General features: G+C 31.9%; 18 protein-coding genes. 5 read left to right on the top strand and 13 right to left on the bottom strand.

Annotated features, from left to right (window positions below; all coding sequences use genetic code 11):
• Positions 1 to 107 precede the first annotated feature (107 nt).
• Positions 108 to 1,364, top strand: a complete 1,257-nt coding sequence (locus INR78_RS09700) for a carboxypeptidase-like regulatory domain-containing protein (protein ID WP_223076356.1) — start codon at positions 108 to 110, stop codon at positions 1,362 to 1,364.
• A 1-nt stretch (position 1,365) separates the two neighbouring features.
• Here INR78_RS09700 and rimO read toward each other — a convergent pair whose 3' ends face one another.
• A complete protein-coding gene (gene rimO / locus INR78_RS09695; RefSeq protein WP_027880089.1) occupies positions 1,366 to 2,670 on the bottom strand; it encodes a 30S ribosomal protein S12 methylthiotransferase RimO in 1,305 nt (434 codons plus the stop codon).
• Between the two features lie 123 nt (positions 2,671 to 2,793).
• Here rimO and INR78_RS09690 point away from each other — a divergent pair, with 123 nt between their 5' ends.
• Entirely contained in the window at positions 2,794 to 3,879 is a 1,086-nt protein-coding gene (locus tag INR78_RS09690; protein ID WP_223076355.1) for a serine hydrolase, read from the top strand.
• Here the strand turns inward: INR78_RS09690 and INR78_RS09685 are convergent.
• The 9 genes from INR78_RS09685 to INR78_RS09645 all read right to left on the bottom strand — a co-directional run bounded on the left by INR78_RS09685 (position 3,872) and on the right by INR78_RS09645 (position 10,645).
• Positions 3,872 to 5,524, bottom strand: a complete 1,653-nt coding sequence (locus INR78_RS09685) for an amidase family protein (protein WP_223076354.1) — start codon at positions 5,522 to 5,524, stop codon at positions 3,872 to 3,874. The genes INR78_RS09690 and INR78_RS09685 overlap by 8 nt on opposite strands.
• Before the next feature lie 82 nt (positions 5,525 to 5,606).
• A complete protein-coding gene (ftsY, locus tag INR78_RS09680; RefSeq protein ID WP_223076353.1) occupies positions 5,607 to 6,581 on the bottom strand; it encodes a signal recognition particle-docking protein FtsY in 975 nt (324 codons plus the stop codon).
• Between the two features lie 164 nt (positions 6,582 to 6,745).
• On the bottom strand, positions 6,746 to 6,895 hold the full coding sequence (locus INR78_RS09675) for a DUF4295 domain-containing protein (protein ID WP_081653195.1): 150 nt from the start codon (positions 6,893 to 6,895) through the stop codon (positions 6,746 to 6,748).
• A 36-nt stretch (positions 6,896 to 6,931) separates the two neighbouring features.
• The gene (gene rpmG / locus INR78_RS09670) at positions 6,932 to 7,114 is read right to left on the bottom strand and encodes a 50S ribosomal protein L33 (RefSeq protein WP_027880093.1); all 183 of its coding nucleotides are present in this window, start codon (positions 7,112 to 7,114) and stop codon (positions 6,932 to 6,934) included.
• A 30-nt stretch (positions 7,115 to 7,144) separates the two neighbouring features.
• Positions 7,145 to 7,381 carry a 50S ribosomal protein L28 gene (rpmB, locus tag INR78_RS09665; RefSeq protein WP_027880094.1) on the bottom strand — a complete coding sequence of 79 codons (237 nt, stop codon included), beginning with the start codon at positions 7,379 to 7,381 and terminating at the stop codon, positions 7,145 to 7,147.
• Positions 7,382 to 7,461: 80 nt separating this feature from the next.
• A complete protein-coding gene (locus INR78_RS09660; RefSeq protein WP_223076352.1) occupies positions 7,462 to 8,712 on the bottom strand; it encodes a competence/damage-inducible protein A in 1,251 nt (416 codons plus the stop codon).
• Positions 8,712 to 9,053, bottom strand: coding sequence for an Hpt domain-containing protein (locus INR78_RS09655; RefSeq protein WP_223076351.1), 342 nt, complete (start codon positions 9,051 to 9,053; stop codon positions 8,712 to 8,714). The genes INR78_RS09660 and INR78_RS09655 overlap by 1 nt, the downstream gene beginning before the upstream one ends.
• Positions 9,054 to 9,665 carry a fumarylacetoacetate hydrolase family protein gene (locus tag INR78_RS09650; protein ID WP_223076350.1) on the bottom strand — a complete coding sequence of 204 codons (612 nt, stop codon included), beginning with the start codon at positions 9,663 to 9,665 and terminating at the stop codon, positions 9,054 to 9,056.
• 203 nt (positions 9,666 to 9,868) lie between these two features.
• Entirely contained in the window at positions 9,869 to 10,645 is a 777-nt protein-coding gene (locus INR78_RS09645; RefSeq protein WP_223076349.1) for a 3'-5' exonuclease, read from the bottom strand.
• 69 nt (positions 10,646 to 10,714) lie between these two features.
• Between INR78_RS09645 and INR78_RS09640 the strand changes: the two genes are divergently transcribed.
• Both INR78_RS09640 and INR78_RS09635 read left to right on the top strand, forming a co-directional pair.
• Positions 10,715 to 11,353 carry a glutaredoxin domain-containing protein gene (locus INR78_RS09640; RefSeq protein ID WP_223076348.1) on the top strand — a complete coding sequence of 213 codons (639 nt, stop codon included), beginning with the start codon at positions 10,715 to 10,717 and terminating at the stop codon, positions 11,351 to 11,353.
• A 98-nt stretch (positions 11,354 to 11,451) separates the two neighbouring features.
• Complete coding sequence (locus tag INR78_RS09635) at positions 11,452 to 12,264, top strand: metallophosphoesterase (RefSeq protein WP_106687195.1); 813 nt, start codon at positions 11,452 to 11,454, stop codon at positions 12,262 to 12,264.
• A 65-nt stretch (positions 12,265 to 12,329) separates the two neighbouring features.
• Here the strand turns inward: INR78_RS09635 and INR78_RS09630 are convergent, their stop codons facing one another.
• From INR78_RS09630 to recR, 3 genes are all read right to left on the bottom strand, one after another.
• Complete coding sequence (locus INR78_RS09630) at positions 12,330 to 13,643, bottom strand: dihydrolipoamide acetyltransferase family protein (protein ID WP_223076347.1); 1,314 nt, start codon at positions 13,641 to 13,643, stop codon at positions 12,330 to 12,332.
• A gap of 92 nt (positions 13,644 to 13,735) precedes the next feature.
• Positions 13,736 to 14,833, bottom strand: coding sequence for a glycosyltransferase family 2 protein (locus tag INR78_RS09625; protein ID WP_223076346.1), 1,098 nt, complete (start codon positions 14,831 to 14,833; stop codon positions 13,736 to 13,738).
• A 9-nt stretch (positions 14,834 to 14,842) separates the two neighbouring features.
• Positions 14,843 to 15,460: a recombination mediator RecR gene (gene recR, locus INR78_RS09620; protein WP_027880102.1), complete on the bottom strand. Its 618-nt coding sequence runs from the start codon at positions 15,458 to 15,460 to the stop codon at positions 14,843 to 14,845.
• A 191-nt stretch (positions 15,461 to 15,651) separates the two neighbouring features.
• Between recR and INR78_RS09615 the strand changes: the two genes are divergently transcribed.
• Positions 15,652 to 17,097 carry a sodium:solute symporter gene (locus INR78_RS09615; protein WP_223076345.1) on the top strand — a complete coding sequence of 482 codons (1,446 nt, stop codon included), beginning with the start codon at positions 15,652 to 15,654 and terminating at the stop codon, positions 17,095 to 17,097.
• Positions 17,098 to 17,118 lie beyond the last annotated feature (21 nt).

Here is a 17,118-nt window from a genome sequence, read left to right as displayed (position 1 = left end):
ATATAACACACAATGGACTATTACTTGTCTTAAAATTAACATAAATCCTTATAATTCATGTTGCTTTTTTACGTATATTTATAGATAGCACTTTAAATAAAAATATTATGAAAAAGATTGAATTTAACACCTCAAAAGCTCTATTTTTATTACTTGCTACGTTCTTTTTTTCGGTAAGTTATTCTCAAAATTTAATGGAGTATAAAGGTGTTGTTTTAGACCAAAACAACAAAAAAGAATTAGCTCTAGCAGATGTATCGCTTACAAACAGTAATATTAGTACTATTACTAATAAAGAAGGAGAATTTTCTATCAAAGTCCCAAAAAATCAACTAAATGAAAGTTTAATAATTTCATTTTTAGGTTATAAACAGCAAAAAGTAAAACTATCTGAAATTAATAATGATAATGCTAAAATATACCTAGAACCTGCAGCAACCATATTAGCTTCTGTTGATATTGTTAGACCTAAAGACGCTTATGATTTAGTAAAAAAAACACTATCCTTAAAAGGTGAAAATTATTTAACAGAGAACGCGTATATGACAGGTTTTTATCGCGAATCCATAAAAAAGAGAAACCGAAATGCTTCTCTAGCAGAAGCTATTGTAAGCATAGAAAAACAACCTTACACTAATTACAAATCTGATAAAATAACCTTAATAAAGTCCAGAAAGCAGACCAACTATAACAGATTAGATACTCTTGCTTTAAAGCTACAAGGTGGACCATTTGGATCTTTATATGCAGATATGATTAAATATCCAGATTATGTTTTTAATAATGAAACTATAAAATACTATGATTTTAGTTTTGAACAATCAACTGAAAAAAATGGCAGAATGGTTTACGTTGTTAACTTTAAACAAAATTCTAATTATACTATGCCGCTTTACTATGGGAAACTATATATAGATTCTCAAACTTACGCACTTACAAGTGCTGATTATAACTTAAATGTTGAAAACAAAGCTAAAGCATCTTCATTTTTTGTAAAGAAAAAACCTAATAGAGTCGAGATAACTCCTACAGAAGCTAATTATAAAGTAACTTACAGAGTTAAAAACGGAAAGTGGTATTACAGTTACAGCAATATGTTGTTAACTTTTATAGTAGATTGGAAGGGTAAACTTTTTAATAGCAAATACACGTTAAATAGTGAAATGGCTATTACAGATTGGAATTTAGATAACAACACTATAAGTTCTAATGAAAATAAAAGATTAAGACCATCTAGCATCCTTCAAGATGAAGTTTCTGGTTTTACAGACCCAGAATTTTGGGGCGAATATAATATTATTGAACCCGAAAAATCTATTGAAAGCGCCATTAGAAAAATTAGTAGGCACTTAGACAAGTCTTAAATTATTCTACAACTTGTGCATACAAGTCAAAATCTTCTGCTTCTACAACTTTTACATTATAAAAATCTCCTGTTTTAAGGTAAGTTGTAGTTGCGTCGATTAGCACTTCGTTATCCACATCTGGACTATCAAACTCGGTACGACCAACAAAATAGTTACCTTCTTTGCGGTCTATAACGACTTTAAAGGTCTGTCCTATTTTTTCTTGGTTTAATTCCCAAGAAATTTGCGACTGTATTTCCATAATTTGATTAGCACGATCTTGTTTTACATCTTCTGGTACATCATCTTCTAGATTATACGCGTGTGTATTTTCTTCGTGAGAATATGTAAAACAACCTAAACGTTCAAAACGCATATCTGTTACCCATTGTTTTAAGGTTTCAAAGTCTTCTTCTGTTTCACCAGGATAACCAACTATTAAAGTTGTACGTATAGTCATTTCTGGCACAGCAGCTCTAAATTCTTTTAACAACTTAGTTGTTTTTTCTTGTGTTGTACCACGACGCATGCTTTTTAAAATCTTATCAGAAATATGCTGTAAAGGAATATCTAAATAGTTACAAATTTTTGGCTCGCGATTCATAACATCTAAAACATCCATCGGGAAACCAGTTGGGAATGCATAGTGTAATCTTATCCATTCTATACCTTCAACTTTTACAAGGTTTTCAAGTAATTCGGCAAGATTTCTTTTCTTATATAAATCTAATCCGTAATAGGTTAAATCTTGAGCTATTAAAATTAATTCTTTAACACCATTTGCTGCTAACTTTTCAGCTTCAACTACTAAATCTTCAATTGGTGTAGACTTGTGTTTACCACGCATTAAAGGTATTGCGCAAAAACTACAAGGTCTATCACAACCTTCAGCAATTTTTAAATAGGCGTAGTTTTTTGGTGTTGTTGTCAAGCGTTCACCAATTAATTCGTGTTTATAATCTGCACCTAAAGCTTTTAGTAAACCAGGTAATTCTGTAGTCCCAAAATATTGATCAACATTAGGAATTTCTTTCTCTAAATCAGGTTTATAACGTTCACTTAAACAGCCAGTTACAAACACTTTATCAACTTCGCCATCTTCCTTTTTCTGCATATAATGTAAAATAGTATTTACACTTTCTTCTTTGGCGTTGTTAATAAATCCGCAGGTATTAATAACCACAACGTTACCTTCTTGCTCATGCACAACTTCTTTTCCATTTGCTTTAAGTTGCCCCATTAATACTTCACTATCGTACACATTTTTACTGCAACCTAAAGTAACAACGTTTATTTTATTTTTTTTAAGTGATTTAGTTCTCATACCTTAATTTTGGATGGCAAAGATACGTAATGATTTACGATTTTTAAGTGTCGAAATAATATTAAAAATCAGACATTAAACCTTTTTTGTATACTTTAGTCTAAAGTTGAAAAACAAACTGTTATGAAAAAACTGCTTTTTCTATTTTCATTTTCTTTTTTAATATTGAATTGCAGCAGTAATGACAATAATGAAATTGATGAAACACCAACTGCCAATGAAGAGAGTTTATATTTTCCACCTATAAATTCAGACACTTGGGAAACTAAAACTTTAGCAGAAGCAGGTTGGAATGAAAGCCAACTTCAACCTTTATTAGATTTTTTAGATGAAAAAAACACAAAAGGTTTTATTATGCTTCATAACGGTAAAATAGTGGTAGAATCTTATATGAATGGTCATAACGCCAATAGTATTTGGTATTGGGCAAGCGCAGGTAAAACATTAACCGCAACTGTTTCTGGTATTGCTCAAGACGAAGGTTTTTTAAATATTGAAAATAAAGTTTCTGATTATATTGGTACTGGTTGGACAAGCGCTACATTAAACAAAGAAAACCTAATTACTTGCAAACATTTATTATCAATGACTTCTGGTTTAGACGATGAAACTGGAGATGATGTTTCTCCTGAAAATCTTCAATATTTAGCAGATGCTGGTACACGTTGGGCTTATCACAATGTGTATGTAAAAATGCAAGATGTTGTTGCACAAGCTACTGGACAAGATTGGGATACCTATTTTAATGAAAAATTACGTGATAAAATAGGAATGACTGGTAGTTGGGTAAATTTAAATGCGTTAAGTGTGTATTGGAGTAACACACGAAGCATGGCTAGATTTGGTTTAATGACGTTAGCTAACGGTAAATGGGAAGACCAACAAATCATCAGCGAAAGTTATACTAACCAAGCCACTAACACATCTCAAGACATTAATTTAGCTTACGGATATTTATGGTGGTTAAATGGTAATTCAAGCTTTCACTTACCAACAACGCAAGTTGAATTTACAGGTGAATTAATACCAAATGCACCAGCAGATATGTTTGCTGGTTTAGGTAAAAACGATCAAAAAGTTTACGTTGTACCTAGCAAAAACATAGTAGTCATAAGAATGGGAGAAGTTGCTAATCCTGACAATTCTTCTTTTGGTTTATCTGGTTTTGATAATGAGCTTTGGGAAAAAATTAATGCGGTAATTAATTAAGTTCTTTTAGTGACTGACGATACTTTGTCTTGTTTTCAAAAGCAAAACCTATTTGTAATAACTGATTTTCTGTTAGTGGTTTTCCTATAAAAGTTATTCCTTTAGGCGCTCCATTTTCTTCATATCCCATAGGAACTGTTAATGCTGGATATTCTGCTACGGCAGCATGTGCAGCATGATAATTATTAATTGACAAAACCACATCTACATTACTTGCTTCCATTGGTTTGTCAAAAAATAGTTTACCATTGGCTTTTAATTTTTCTTTAATTGTCTCCAATTCATTAACCGAAGCTTTATCTGCAACTACACCTTCAAATAACTTCTGTCCGTAAGGCATACTATTTAATGAATCTTTTTTATTGAATTCGATAATATCATCTATAGTTTTAAAACCTAAAGATGTATCAGCATATGCATTAAAATATTCTGGTAAATCTTTTTGCATATCTAAATTTAGTAGTCTTATAAAGTCTGGCAATTCAACGTTATTCATTTCAATTTCTACAATTTCAAAACCAATAGTTTTTAAATCTTTTACAGCTCTTGAGTATAAAGAATCTTTCATAAGAGATTTAATTGCTCCTAAACGTTTTCCTTCTACAGAAAAATTTTTCAATTCATCATAATTTATAATACTTGAAGCTGTTTCAATAGATTTACTATCAGCATCATCAAAACCAACTAAAGCTTCTAAGAGAATAGCATTGTCTATTACATTTTTAGACATTGGTCCTGCTGTATCTAATGTGGAAGAAATAGGTACAACACCACTTCTACTTACCAATCCAATAGTAGGTTTTAAACCTACAACCGAATTTTGGCTTGCTGGGGATAAAATTGACCCTGCAGTTTCACTACCAACAGCTGCGACACAAAAATTAGCCGCTACCGCTACACCACTACCAGAACTTGATCCGCCTGTATCAATAACTCTTCTTCCGTATGGATTTAATGTTTGTCCACCAATTGCACTATAACCGCTAGGACAATCTCCGCAGAAAAAATATGCCCATTCGCTTAAATTAGCTTTACCTAAAATTAACGCACCTTTTTCTTTTAATCGTTTAACAATAGAAGCATCATTGGTTTTATTATTTTTTAAAGCAACAGCACCTGCAGTAGTTACCATATCTGAGGTATTAATATTATCTTTTAAAAGAATTGGCATACCATAAACAGACATCAATAAATCACGTACGTTAACATCCATATTTTTAAAAGATTCATCTCTATTTTTAGCTTCCATTATCACATTAGGATTGACAGCTATTACTGAATTTAATGCCAAATCATTTTCTCTGTCAAATTTTCTAATTCGATATAAATAGAATTTTGTAAGACTCTCATAAGTTAGTTTACCATCAATAATATACTGCTGAAGTGTTGGTATATTTTGATCTAAAATTAACGGCTTTAATTGCTGATAATTTTCTTCTGAAAAATCTTCTAATTGCGAATTTAATTGCTCCCAAATTGAAGCATTAGATATGTATTTTGAATCTAAAACTTTAAACTCTCTAAAGTCTTTTGTAGAAATAGAGCTTATTTCATTTTCAACTTCGGCTTCTTTTACAGTTTTATTATTTTCTTTACAACTATTAAATAAAAAAAGAAATACAATTAGGAGTTTAGCTAGTTTCATGATTTTTGTTTTCAATAAAAATACAAAAAAAAGCCTCTTTAAATAAGAGGCTTTTTTTGTAATAATTTATGTTGAAAAATTTCTATTTAAAGAAAGAATCTACAAATTCATATTTATTAAACACTTGTAAATCTTCTATACCTTCTCCAACACCTATATATTTTACTGGTATTTGAAATTGGTCACTTATACCAATAACTACACCACCTTTTGCTGTACCATCTAACTTGGTCACAGCTAGACTTGTTACTTCTGTAGCTGCTGTAAATTGTTTTGCTTGTTCAAAAGCGTTTTGACCAGTACTACCATCTAAAACTAGTAATACATCGTGTGGCGCGTCACCAACTACTTTTTGCATCACGCGTTTCACTTTAGTTAACTCGTTCATTAAGTTAATTTTGTTGTGTAAACGACCTGCAGTATCAATAATAATAACATCTGCATCTTGAGAGACACCAGATTGTAAAGCATCAAAAGCCACACTTGCTGGATCGGATCCCATTTCTTGTCTTACCATTGGCACATCTACTCGATCTGCCCAAACTTGTAATTGATCTATCGCTGCTGCTCTAAAGGTATCTGCTGCACCAAGAACAACTTTAAGTCCTTTCTTTTTAAACTGATAAGCTAATTTACCAATAGTTGTTGTTTTACCAACACCATTTACACCAACTACCATCAACACATATGGAGTCTTTTGTCCGTTTGCTTGTGCTGGTAAATTTGGTATTGTATATTCTGTTTCTTCTCCAGAATTGGTTTCGGATAGTAATCCTGCAATTTCTTCACGTAGGATTCGGTTTAATTCGTCTGTACCTAAATACTTATCTTTAGCTACTCGCTCTTCAATACGCTCTATAACTTTTAATGTCGTATTAACACCAACATCACTAGTTACTAAAACTTCTTCTAGGTTATCTAAAACATCATCATCTACTTTAGATTTTCCTGCAACTGCTTTACTTAGCTTACCTAAGAAGCTTGTACTAGACTTTTCTAATCCTTTGTCTAGTGTTTCTTTTTTTTCTGAAGAAAATATTCTTTTAAAAAAACTCATATAGTTTTAATATTTGTTTGTTAGCGATGCAATTACAATAATAGAGCCAAATAGTTTTACTGCTAAATTGTCATAATTACAGTGTAAAGAAACGCAATATTTTAAAATAAAAAAAGCCACCTTCGGGCAGAAAGTAGCTTAATAGGATTGCGAAAGCGCAATTCTTATTTTTTTAACCAGTCGTTTACTAAGTCTGGCGCCATAATAGACTCTACGAACATGTAAGCTCCTGTTTTAGGAGATTTTACCATCTTTATAGCTTTTGATAATCTTTTTGATCCTGTCTGTAACGATGCTACTGATTTCTTTGCCATCTTTTATCTTTTTTAAATTCTTTGCAATAAAGAATGTTACTTAATTTCTTTATGAACTGTCATACGCTTTAAGATTGGGTTAAATTTCTTTAACTCCATTCTGTCTGGCGTGTTCTTTTTATTTTTTGTTGTAATATAACGAGATGTTCCTGGTTTACCAGACTCTTTGTGCTCTGTGCACTCTAATATTACTTGTACTCTATTACCTTTCTTTGCCATAATTACTATTATTTACCTATTAGGCTAATATTATTTTACAAATCCGTTAGCTCTTGCTTTTTTTAATGCAGCAGAGATACCGATTTTATTAATTGTTTTTAACGCTGATGTAGATATTTTTAAAGTTATCCACTTATCTTCTTCAGGAATATAAAAACGTTTTTTAATTAAATTAGCTCCAAATGTACGCTTTGTCTTATTCATTGCGTGAGACACGTTGTTTCCAACCATTGCCTTCTTTCCTGTAAGTTCACAAACTCTTGACATTACTATATAACTTTAAAAGTGTTATTAAAAATCGAGGTGCAAATATACTAATTATTTACTATTTGACAATAGCTAAATAATTAATTTTCAAAAATTTCTTTTTGAAGTAGCTCTAACACCTTATTTACGGTTTTATTTATTACACGCTCACGATGGTTACCCATATTAAATTGAAAGGCTTTTGCGCCTTCTTTAGTGGCAAATCCAATAAAAACTGTTCCTACTTCTGCATCAGAATCGCCTTTTGTTGGTCCTGCATTACCTGTTGTTGATATCCCAATATCTGCATTCAACTTTTCTCTTACATTAATAGCCATAGCTTTTGCAACAGCTTCACTTACAACAGAATGTTTTTTTATAATAGCTTGATCTACACCTAAAATATCTACTTTACTTTGTGTAGCATAAGTGACTAATCCGCCTTTAAAATATGCCGATGCGCCAGAATGTTGTGTAAAGGTTTGGGTTAATTTTCCGCCTGTACAACTTTCGGCAATTGCCAATGTCTGATTAGTTTTTACTAATTGATTAGCAATAATTTGTTCTATACTATTATTATTGTCTTCAAAACCAACAAAAATATCTTTTATTAATGGTAAGATATTCTCAACTTGCGTTTGGATGTCTTTATTTAAAACATCTTCATCATTGCCTTTACCAGACAATCTTAAACGCACACGTCCTAAGCTAGGCAAATATGCTAGTTTAATATGTTTTGGTAATTGGTCTTCTATATGTTCTATACGTTGTGCAATTGCGCTTTCTCCTAAACCATAAGTTAAAATGGTTTTGTGTAAGATATAAGGTCTTTTGTATTTGTGCGCTAATTTTGGCAGTACTTCATCTTCTACTAGCGCTTTCATTTCGTAGGGAACACCTGGTAAGGATATAAAGACTTTATTCCCTTTTTCCATCCACATTCCAGGCGCTGTACCATACTTATTCATTAGCACTTTACTTTTTGAAGGTACTAATGCTTGTTTTCGATTTAAATCTGAAATTGGAGTCGTAATATATTTTTCAAAAAGTTGCTCTACGTGTGCTAATACTAAATCGTTTTGCACCAAAGTATCATTAAAATACTCAGCTAATGTATGCTTTGTAATATCGTCTTTAGTTGGTCCTAATCCGCCTGTAATAATAATGATATTGGCATTTTCTTCTGCTTCTTTAAAGGCTTTTATTAGATGATCTTTTTCGTCTTGAATAGACGTTATTTGGTATACAGATACACCTATAGAGTTTAACGCTTTACCTATAAAAGCTGAATTTGTGTCTATAATTTGACCAATGAGAATCTCGTCTCCAATGGTTATTATTTCGGCCTGCATTATAAATTAAAATCTTCTTTAATTTCTTTAACTGCGTTATCTATTGCTGTAAGCACAATAGTTAATTTATTTGAAATATCTTTATCGGTTTGTTCAAATTTACCCCAATCTTGCACTTCGATTAAATCGTTAAGTACGCCAAGCTCAAACATATCTACAGTTGGTTTCATTTTATGAGCTGTTTGGTAAGATAACTTGTAGTTTTTATTTTCTACAGCGGTTTTTAAAACAGCTGCATCTTCTGGGACTTCTTCTAAAAATGTTTGTGCTAATGCCATGATAAAATCTTGGTCATTATCTGCTAGCTCTTTTATTCTTTCTAATTTATAATGCTGTTCCATTTATTTAACTTTAATCGAAAACATTTCTTTGTCTTCTATATATCCTTTTAGTGCGTCATCAGCAACAACTTTGCCAACTCCTGCAGGCGTACCCGTAAATATAATGTCTCCTATTTTTAATGTAAAATATTTAGACACATATTCGATAATCTCGTCAATTTTATAGAGCATGTGACTAGTGTTACCTTTTTGTACGGTAATTTCATTTTTTTGCAGACTGAAATTCAAGTTGTTAATATCTGAAATTTCTGACTTATCCATCCAGTTACCAATTACTGCTGCTCCATCAAAAGATTTTGCTTTTTCCCATGGTAATCCCTTTTCTTTTAGCTTTTGCTGAAGATCTCTTGCAGTAAAATCTATACCTAATCCAACTTTATCATAATACTTGTGGGCAAATTTTTTATCAATGTGTTTACCTACACGATTTATTTTTACCAATACTTCAACTTCGTAGTGTACATCTTCTGAAAAATCTGGTATAAAAAACGGTTGTTTTTTCAATAATATAGCTGTATCTGGCTTGATAAAGACTACTGGTTCTGTTGGACGCTCGTTTTGTAATTCTTCTATATGTTTGGTGTAATTTCGACCTATGCAGATTAGTTTCATATTATTTAAGAATCAAGAGTAAAGACCGCTTCGCTGATAGAAAATAGATGCTTACTCGTTATTTTTTTGATTGAAATATAATTTTAAACTTTACATTTTTACTTCGTGCTTCGTGCTTCTCACTTAATTAGGTCTCGACTGCGCTCGACCTGACAACTGACAACTGTTTATTGTTAATTGTTTGTTGTTAATTGTTTATTGATCTAACCTAACTTATTATTAAACGCTCTTAACTTAATTGCTGTTAGCACTTTTTTAGTGTACAACGGAAAATCGGCATTCAACAACCATCCAAAATAACCTGGTTCGGTTTCTAAAACATCGGTTACTAATTTGCCTTTATGCTTTCCAAAACTAAACACTTCTTGTCCTTCTTTATTAAATGCAATAAAACCGGCAAAGTCGGCAAAACGCTTGCGTGAGCTAAACTCGGCTAAAAACTTTGCATTGTTTTCTAGATCTTCGTAACGCTCTACTTGCGCTTCTAAAACTTCATAAGTTGCCAATGTATCTGCTGCTGCTGTATGTGCGTTTTCTAATGTTTTATCGCAATAGAATTTGTACGCTGCACTAAGTGTACGTTGTTCCATTTTATGAAAAATAGTCTGTACATCTATCGCTAGGCGCGATTTCATATCAAAATCCATATCGGCACGTAACATTTCTTCGGCTAACAACGGAATATCAAAACGGTTTGAGTTAAAACCTGCCAAATCTGCATCTTTAATCATGTTGTTAATCTCTGTTGCTAGTTGCTTAAACGTTGGCTCGTTTGCTACTTTATCGTCAGTTATACCGTGTATTGCAGAGACTTCTGCTGGTATTGGCATTTCTGGATTTACTAGCCAAGTTTTGCTTTCTTTATTTCCGTTTGGATAGACTTTTAAAATTGAAATTTCGACAATTCTATCGGTTGTAATATTGATTCCGGTAGTTTCTAAATCGAAAAAACAAAGTGGTTTTGTTAAATTTAAAGGCATGAATTTTGCTTTGATTTATGCAAATATAATTGTAATCTGTTACTTTTACTTTGTAAAGCTTTTTAAATAATGAAAAACTACATACTTCTTTTACTTTTAACCCTTTTTACCATTGGCACTAACGCACAAAACGACCATAAATACGTTAAGCTAACCGAAAAAATTAAAGGCAAACGTTATGAGTTATATATAGAAAACACAGACTCTATCTCTTACGATATTTTTTTAAAAGTAGATACTGAAGATTTTAGACGCAGTAGCGAAAGACCAATTTTAAAAACCATACCGCCAAAGTCCAAACAACGTGTGCTAACTATGGTTATTTTAAACGGAAAAGAAGGTAAATACACCTACACGTTAATCATAAACGAAGTAGCTTACGCCTTACAATTTGATAAAGATTTTGAGCTGATAGATACCAAATTGGATGACGCATTAAAATCTAAAACTGTTGAAATTTATACTCAAAACGATTGCAGTATTTGTCCTGACGCCAAGCGTATTTTAACCAAAAACAAAATTGGTTACCAAGAGTATAATATAGACCAAGACACAACGCATTACAACAAATTAATTAAAGAATTTAAATCATTAAAACCCAATAGCGCTGTTAACCATATCCCTATTTTAAAAGTAGATCATAAAGTATATAACCAAATTGAAAGTTTGGAAGATTTTATTGAAGCTTTGCGTGATGGGTTTAATTAAACCTTTGGTCAATTGAATTTTTATTCTAAATTCGTTTAACAACTAATAACATAAATTGAAAAACTCGCTTTACCTTTTCATTGGTAGTAATTTGTGAAATGACCAACTTAACCAGAAGAAAATTTATTAAAAGAGGAATTTTAGCCTCACTTGGCTTAGTTCTTTTGGACTCACTTTGGTTTGAGAAATATGTAATTGAATGGAATTACTTTGACATCTCAAAATCAGAAAAAGATAAAATAAAAATTATCCAAATTTCGGATTTACATTTTAACCAATTAAGATACTTCCATAAATCTATTGCAAAAAAAATAAACTCAATAAAACCTGATTTAATATTTATTACTGGAGATTCTGTTGATAAAACAGAAAAAATAAAACCTCTGAATAAATTTCTTGAATTAATTGATAATTCGATTAAAAAATATGCGATAACAGGAAATTGGGAGTATTGGGGAAATGTAAACCTGACAAAACTTAAAAGTATTTATTCTAAAAATAATTGCGAATTACTGATAAACGAAAATAGAACAATTTTTATTAAAAACCGAGAAATCTCAATAATAGGAATTGATGATTTTGTTGGCGGCAGCGCAAATTTTAGAAAAGCAGTTGAGAATATAAAAGAAACTGAAACCAATATAATTTTATCACATTGTCCTGAATACAGAGATATTATTACAAAACAAAAAGGAAGCTTAAATATTGATTTAGTACTTTCTGGACATACTCACGGAGGACAAATAACATTTTTAGGAATTGTTCCTTTCAAACCTCAAGGAAGCGGAAAGTACTTAAAAGGTTGGTATAAAGAATCTGAACCGAAAATGTACATTTCAAAAGGAATTGGAACAAGTATTTTACCAATCCGATTGGGAGCAAGAGCAGAAATGGTGGAAATGGAAATATAAAAAAAGCACAACCTAAAAGTTGTGCTTTTTTATATTATTGAGATACCTGCCTGCGCAGGTTTTTTTTAAATCTCTCTATTAATATCCCAAGCTTCTAAATAATTTTTAACCGCTTGAACAAATTGTCCACCAAGTGCACCATTTACAACACGATGGTCGTAACTATGCGATAAGAACATTTTGTATCGTATACCTATAAAGTCGCCTTCTGGTGTTTCTATAACTGCAGGCACTTTACGTATAGCACCTAAAGCCAAGATACCAACTTGTGGCTGATTAATAATTGGCGTACCCATAACACTACCAAAAGTACCAACATTAGTTACGGTGTATGTTCCGCCTTGTATATCGTCTGGTTTTAATTGGTTTTGTCTTGCACGGTTAGCTAAGTCGTTGACTTGCTTAGTCATACCAACCAGATTTAATTGGTCAGCATTTTTTATAACTGGTACAATTAAATTACCATCTGGTAAAGCTGCTGCCATACCAAGGTTTATGTTTTTCTTTTTTATAATGGTATCACCTTGCACAGAGATATTCATTAATGGGAAATCGCGTAACGCTTTTGCTACCGCTTCCATAAAAATTGGTGTAAACGTTAAGTTTTCTCCTTCACGCTTCGCAAAGTCGTTTTTAACTTTTTTACGCCAGTTCCAGATGTTAGTCACATCGGCTTCTATAAAACTTTGTACGTGCGCACTTGTTTGTACCGACTCTACCATATGATGCGCAATTAACTTGCCCATTCTGGTCATCTCAATAATCTCATCACCACCATTTACACTAACTGGTGTAGCAGTTTTTGGTGCTGCTTTTGGCGCTTCTGTTTTTTGTGGTGTTGCTGGCGCAGCTTGTGTTGTTGCAGGTTGATTACCTCTATTATCAAGATAAGCCATCATATCGTTTTTAGTAACACGACCATCTTTACCTGTTCCTGGAATAGCGTCTAATTCTGATTGACTTATTCCTTCGGTTTTAGCCATATTTTTAACTAATGGAGAGTAAAAACGATCTCCGTTAGATGTAATTGGTTCTGCAGTTTCTTTAGCAACCTCAACCGTTTTTGCAACTTCTTGAGCTGCTTCTGGTTCTGGTGTGCTTTCTTCTTTTGGTGCAGCAGCAGTTTCTGGTGCGTCACCATCGGTTTCTATAATTGCAATGGTTTGCCCTACGTTTACAACATCGTCTACGTTAAACAGTTTTTCTACTAAAACACCGTCTACTTCACTTGGTACTTCGCTATCTACTTTGTCTGTTGCAATCTCTAAGACTGCTTCATCTGCTTCAATAGTATCGCCAACTTCTTTAAGCCAAGAGGTAATTGTTGCTTCTGCAACACTTTCTCCCATTTTTGGTAATTTTAGTTCAAATCTTGCCATATTAATAATTGAAATGTAGTTTTATTGTTTCGTTTTGCAAAATTAATAAAAAATAACCTAATTTACTGTTTATTATCTATCAATTTGAATTTTTAAAAATGAATAACTTCTCCTCTATTTTTTGAAGAATTACTTCCGAGCATAAAATTAGAGTTTTTTGGGATAATTTTAAATGATATGTTTCTGTTTTTTTCTGAAGTCGACATACATGTTATTATCTGCTTGAAACTTAAATAATTTGCATCTAAAACAACTTGCGTATTGGCTTCAAAAACTTCTGTTTTTGCTTGAACTCTGAATGGTTTTTTAAAAATTTCTGCCAATTTTGGATAATTTTTATCGCTAATTAACACATATCTATCTACAGGCATTTTTTCTACGGAAGTGTTATCATTAAAGAGTTTTACCAATTTTATACCCAAATTAACTATAGTCTTGGTTAGCACACTGCTTTTAAAGTGCTTTTGATAAAATATCTGCATAGCACCGTAAAAACGCTTAGCATAAATACGGTCTTTTAATGTACTTTCTCCCTTAAAATGTATGACTTGTATTGGTCCGTAATACATATTATCATAACCTGCTTTAGTGACTTTATATGATAAATCTATATCTTCTCCGTACATAAAATAGCCTTCATCAAAACCTTGTACTTGCTTATATACACTTGTTTTTACCATCATAAATGCACCAACAAGAATTGGTACAATACCCGTAGAATCTTCTTCAACGTCTGTTACATAATAGCTTTTAGTAAAGCCTAACATTTTTTTAATTGCCACTTTTGGTGTTGGAATGTGACGTTTACTTTCTGGTAAAAATGAGCCTGTTCCATCAATTAATCGACATGCAAATAAACCTAAGTCGTTTTTAATTTCGGAAAATTCAAATAACTCTGTAAAACAATCTTCTGGCACAACGGTATCTGGATTTAAAATACACAGATACTCGCCTTTTGCATGTTGTACGCCAATATTATTTCCTTTGGAAAAGCCTAGATTTTCAATGTTTTCAATGAGTTTTACCTTCGGAAAATTTTGCTTTACCATCGTACAACTTTCATCTGAAGAGTTGTTGTCTACCACAATAATTTCGGCATCTAAATTTTGGATTGCTGCTTCTACACTTTGTAGACAAAGCTCTAAAAAATAACGCACGTTATAGTTAAGTATGATAACGGATAGCTTCAAAAGTAGAATTTATAATTTTAAAGAATTTTCAAAAGGAATTCGGTTTAAAATACTTCTTCCAAGAGTTATTTCGTCTGCATATTCAAGCTCGTCACCAACCGAAATACCTCGTGCAATGGTAGAAGTCTCTACTTCAAACTCTTTAATTTGTTTGTAAATATAGAAGTTTGTGGTATCGCCTTCCATAGTTGGGCTTAGTGCAAAAATAAGCTCTTTTACGCTTCCGCTTTTTACTTTTTCTACTAAACTAGAAATGTTTAAATCATGTGGACCAACACCATCCATTGGCGATATTTTTCCGCCTAAAACATGATACAACCCTTTGTGAGATGCTGTATTTTCTATCGCCATAACATCTCTAATATCTTCGACTACGCAAATTACATCTGTTTTACGCATTGGGTTTGCACAAATATCACATAGCTCGGTATCACTAATATTGTGACATGATTTACACAACTTTAAATCGTCCACCATTTGGTTTAACGCTTTACTTAAACCATGGGTATTTTCTTTAGGTTGACGCAATAAATGTAGTGCCAAACGCAATGCGGTACGCTTGCCTATACCTGGTAATTGCGAGATTTCGTTAACTGCGTTTTCTAATAATTTTGAAGAAAATTCCATAGTTGCGAATTTACGACATTGCAAGATATTATTTTACATTTTTGGATAAATTAATAGTTAGACATGAGTTTCACGAATTGACACTAATTTTTTAAGTAAAGCGCAAAACCACTTGTTACTTACTACTAACTAATCACCACTAACTGAAGTCAAAACTTATTTCGTATTTTGGCAATCAGAAAATTTAATTTATGACATCTACTCAAATCATTTTATTAATCGCTGCCTATTTTGGTGTACTAATTTTAATTTCTTATTTCACCGGAAAAAAATCTGGCAACGATGCTTTTTTTAAAGGCAATAAGCAATCACCTTGGTATGTAGTGGCTTTTGGGATGATTGGTGCTTCCTTATCTGGTGTTACTTTTATATCGGTTCCTGGTTGGATTGAAGCCTCTAAATTTAGCTACATGCAAGTAGTTTTTGGGTATATGCTGGGCTATTTGGTTATTGGCACGGTGTTGCTTCCACTATATTATAAAATGAATTTAACTTCTATTTACACCTATTTAGAAGGACGTTTTGGTAATTATGCGTACAAAACTGGCTCTTCCTTTTTTTTGATATCTCGTATAGTAGGCGCAAGTTTTAGACTGTATTTAGTAGCTAATGTTTTACAACTTATTTTGTTTGATGATTTAGGTATTCAGTTTTGGCAAACAGTAAGTATAACAGTTGCTTTAATTTGGTTATATACTTTTAAATCTGGTATAAAAACAATTGTCTGGACAGATACCTTACAAACGCTTTTTATGCTTATTGCTGTTGGTGTCGCTATCTATTTTGTAAGTTCTGAAATGGATTTAAGCGGGAAAAGTATTTTTGCTTTTGTTAACGATAACGAACTTAGTAAAATATTTTTCTTTGAGGATATTAAATCCGGAGATTATTTTTGGAAACAATTTATTTCTGGTGCATTTATAGCTATTGTAATGACTGGATTAGATCAAGATATGATGCAAAAAAATCTAACTTGTAGATCTTTAAAAGATGCACAAAAAAACATGTTTTGGTTTACATTAGTTCTAACTGTAGTTAACTTTGTATTTTTAAGTTTAGGACTACTACTTACTGTTTACGCACAGCAAAACGGAATTGACGCTCATAAAGATGATTTGTTCCCTATTCTTGCTAAAAATCATTTAGGTTTTGGTGTTTTTGTGTTTTTCTTACTAGGATTAATTGCTGCTGCTTACAGCAGTGCAGATAGTGCTTTAACTTCTTTAACAACATCTTTTAGTATTGACATTTTAGACATCGAAAAAAAACATAACCAAAACAAGCAAGTAAAAATAAGAAAACGTATACATGTTTTAATTTCATTATTATTAATATTAGTTATTATAGCTTTTAAATACATTATTAAAGACGAAAGTGTAATCTCTAAACTGTTTGTCTTTGCTGGATACACCTATGGTCCTCTACTTGGTCTTTATGCTTTTGGCTTATTTACAAAATGGAATGTTAAGGATAAATTTATACCAATAATCGCCATTCTATCTCCTATCCTATCTTACATTATTAGTGTAAATAGCTTAAAATGGCTTGGATTTGAGTTTGGCTTTTTCATTTTAATACTTAATGGCTTTTTGACGTTTTTAGGTTTAATGCTTATTCTTAAAAAGAAGAATAATTAACATTTTATTAAACAAAACACA

The sequence above is a fragment of the Mesoflavibacter sp. SCSIO 43206 genome, from assembly GCF_019904215.1.
GTDB lineage: Bacteria > Bacteroidota > Bacteroidia > Flavobacteriales > Flavobacteriaceae > Mesoflavibacter > Mesoflavibacter zeaxanthinifaciens.
This window is presented reverse-complemented; position numbering and strand designations above follow the sequence as displayed.

Excerpts from the sequence above, each read along its gene's own strand:
- rimO (WP_027880089.1), bottom strand. The coding sequence starts at position 2,670 with ATGAGAACTAAATCACTTAAAAAAAATAAAATAAACGTTGTTACTTTA.
- INR78_RS09635 (WP_106687195.1), top strand. The coding sequence starts at position 11,452 with ATGACCAACTTAACCAGAAGAAAATTTATTAAAAGAGGAATTTTAGCC.
- INR78_RS09655 (WP_223076351.1), bottom strand. The coding sequence starts at position 9,053 with ATGGAACAGCATTATAAATTAGAAAGAATAAAAGAGCTAGCAGATAAT.
- INR78_RS09685 (WP_223076354.1), bottom strand. The coding sequence starts at position 5,524 with ATGAAACTAGCTAAACTCCTAATTGTATTTCTTTTTTTATTTAATAGT.
- INR78_RS09675 (WP_081653195.1), bottom strand. The coding sequence starts at position 6,895 with ATGGCAAAGAAATCAGTAGCATCGTTACAGACAGGATCAAAAAGATTA.
- INR78_RS09650 (WP_223076350.1), bottom strand. The coding sequence starts at position 9,665 with ATGAAACTAATCTGCATAGGTCGAAATTACACCAAACATATAGAAGAA.
- ftsY (WP_223076353.1), bottom strand. The coding sequence starts at position 6,581 with ATGAGTTTTTTTAAAAGAATATTTTCTTCAGAAAAAAAAGAAACACTA.
- INR78_RS09615 (WP_223076345.1), top strand. The coding sequence starts at position 15,652 with ATGACATCTACTCAAATCATTTTATTAATCGCTGCCTATTTTGGTGTA.
- rpmG (WP_027880093.1), bottom strand. The coding sequence starts at position 7,114 with ATGGCAAAGAAAGGTAATAGAGTACAAGTAATATTAGAGTGCACAGAG.
- rpmB (WP_027880094.1), bottom strand. The coding sequence starts at position 7,381 with ATGTCAAGAGTTTGTGAACTTACAGGAAAGAAGGCAATGGTTGGAAAC.
- INR78_RS09690 (WP_223076355.1), top strand. The coding sequence starts at position 2,794 with ATGAAAAAACTGCTTTTTCTATTTTCATTTTCTTTTTTAATATTGAAT.
- INR78_RS09630 (WP_223076347.1), bottom strand. The coding sequence starts at position 13,643 with ATGGCAAGATTTGAACTAAAATTACCAAAAATGGGAGAAAGTGTTGCA.
- INR78_RS09660 (WP_223076352.1), bottom strand. The coding sequence starts at position 8,712 with ATGCAGGCCGAAATAATAACCATTGGAGACGAGATTCTCATTGGTCAA.
- recR (WP_027880102.1), bottom strand. The coding sequence starts at position 15,460 with ATGGAATTTTCTTCAAAATTATTAGAAAACGCAGTTAACGAAATCTCG.
- INR78_RS09700 (WP_223076356.1), top strand. The coding sequence starts at position 108 with ATGAAAAAGATTGAATTTAACACCTCAAAAGCTCTATTTTTATTACTT.
- INR78_RS09645 (WP_223076349.1), bottom strand. The coding sequence starts at position 10,645 with ATGCCTTTAAATTTAACAAAACCACTTTGTTTTTTCGATTTAGAAACT.
- INR78_RS09640 (WP_223076348.1), top strand. The coding sequence starts at position 10,715 with ATGAAAAACTACATACTTCTTTTACTTTTAACCCTTTTTACCATTGGC.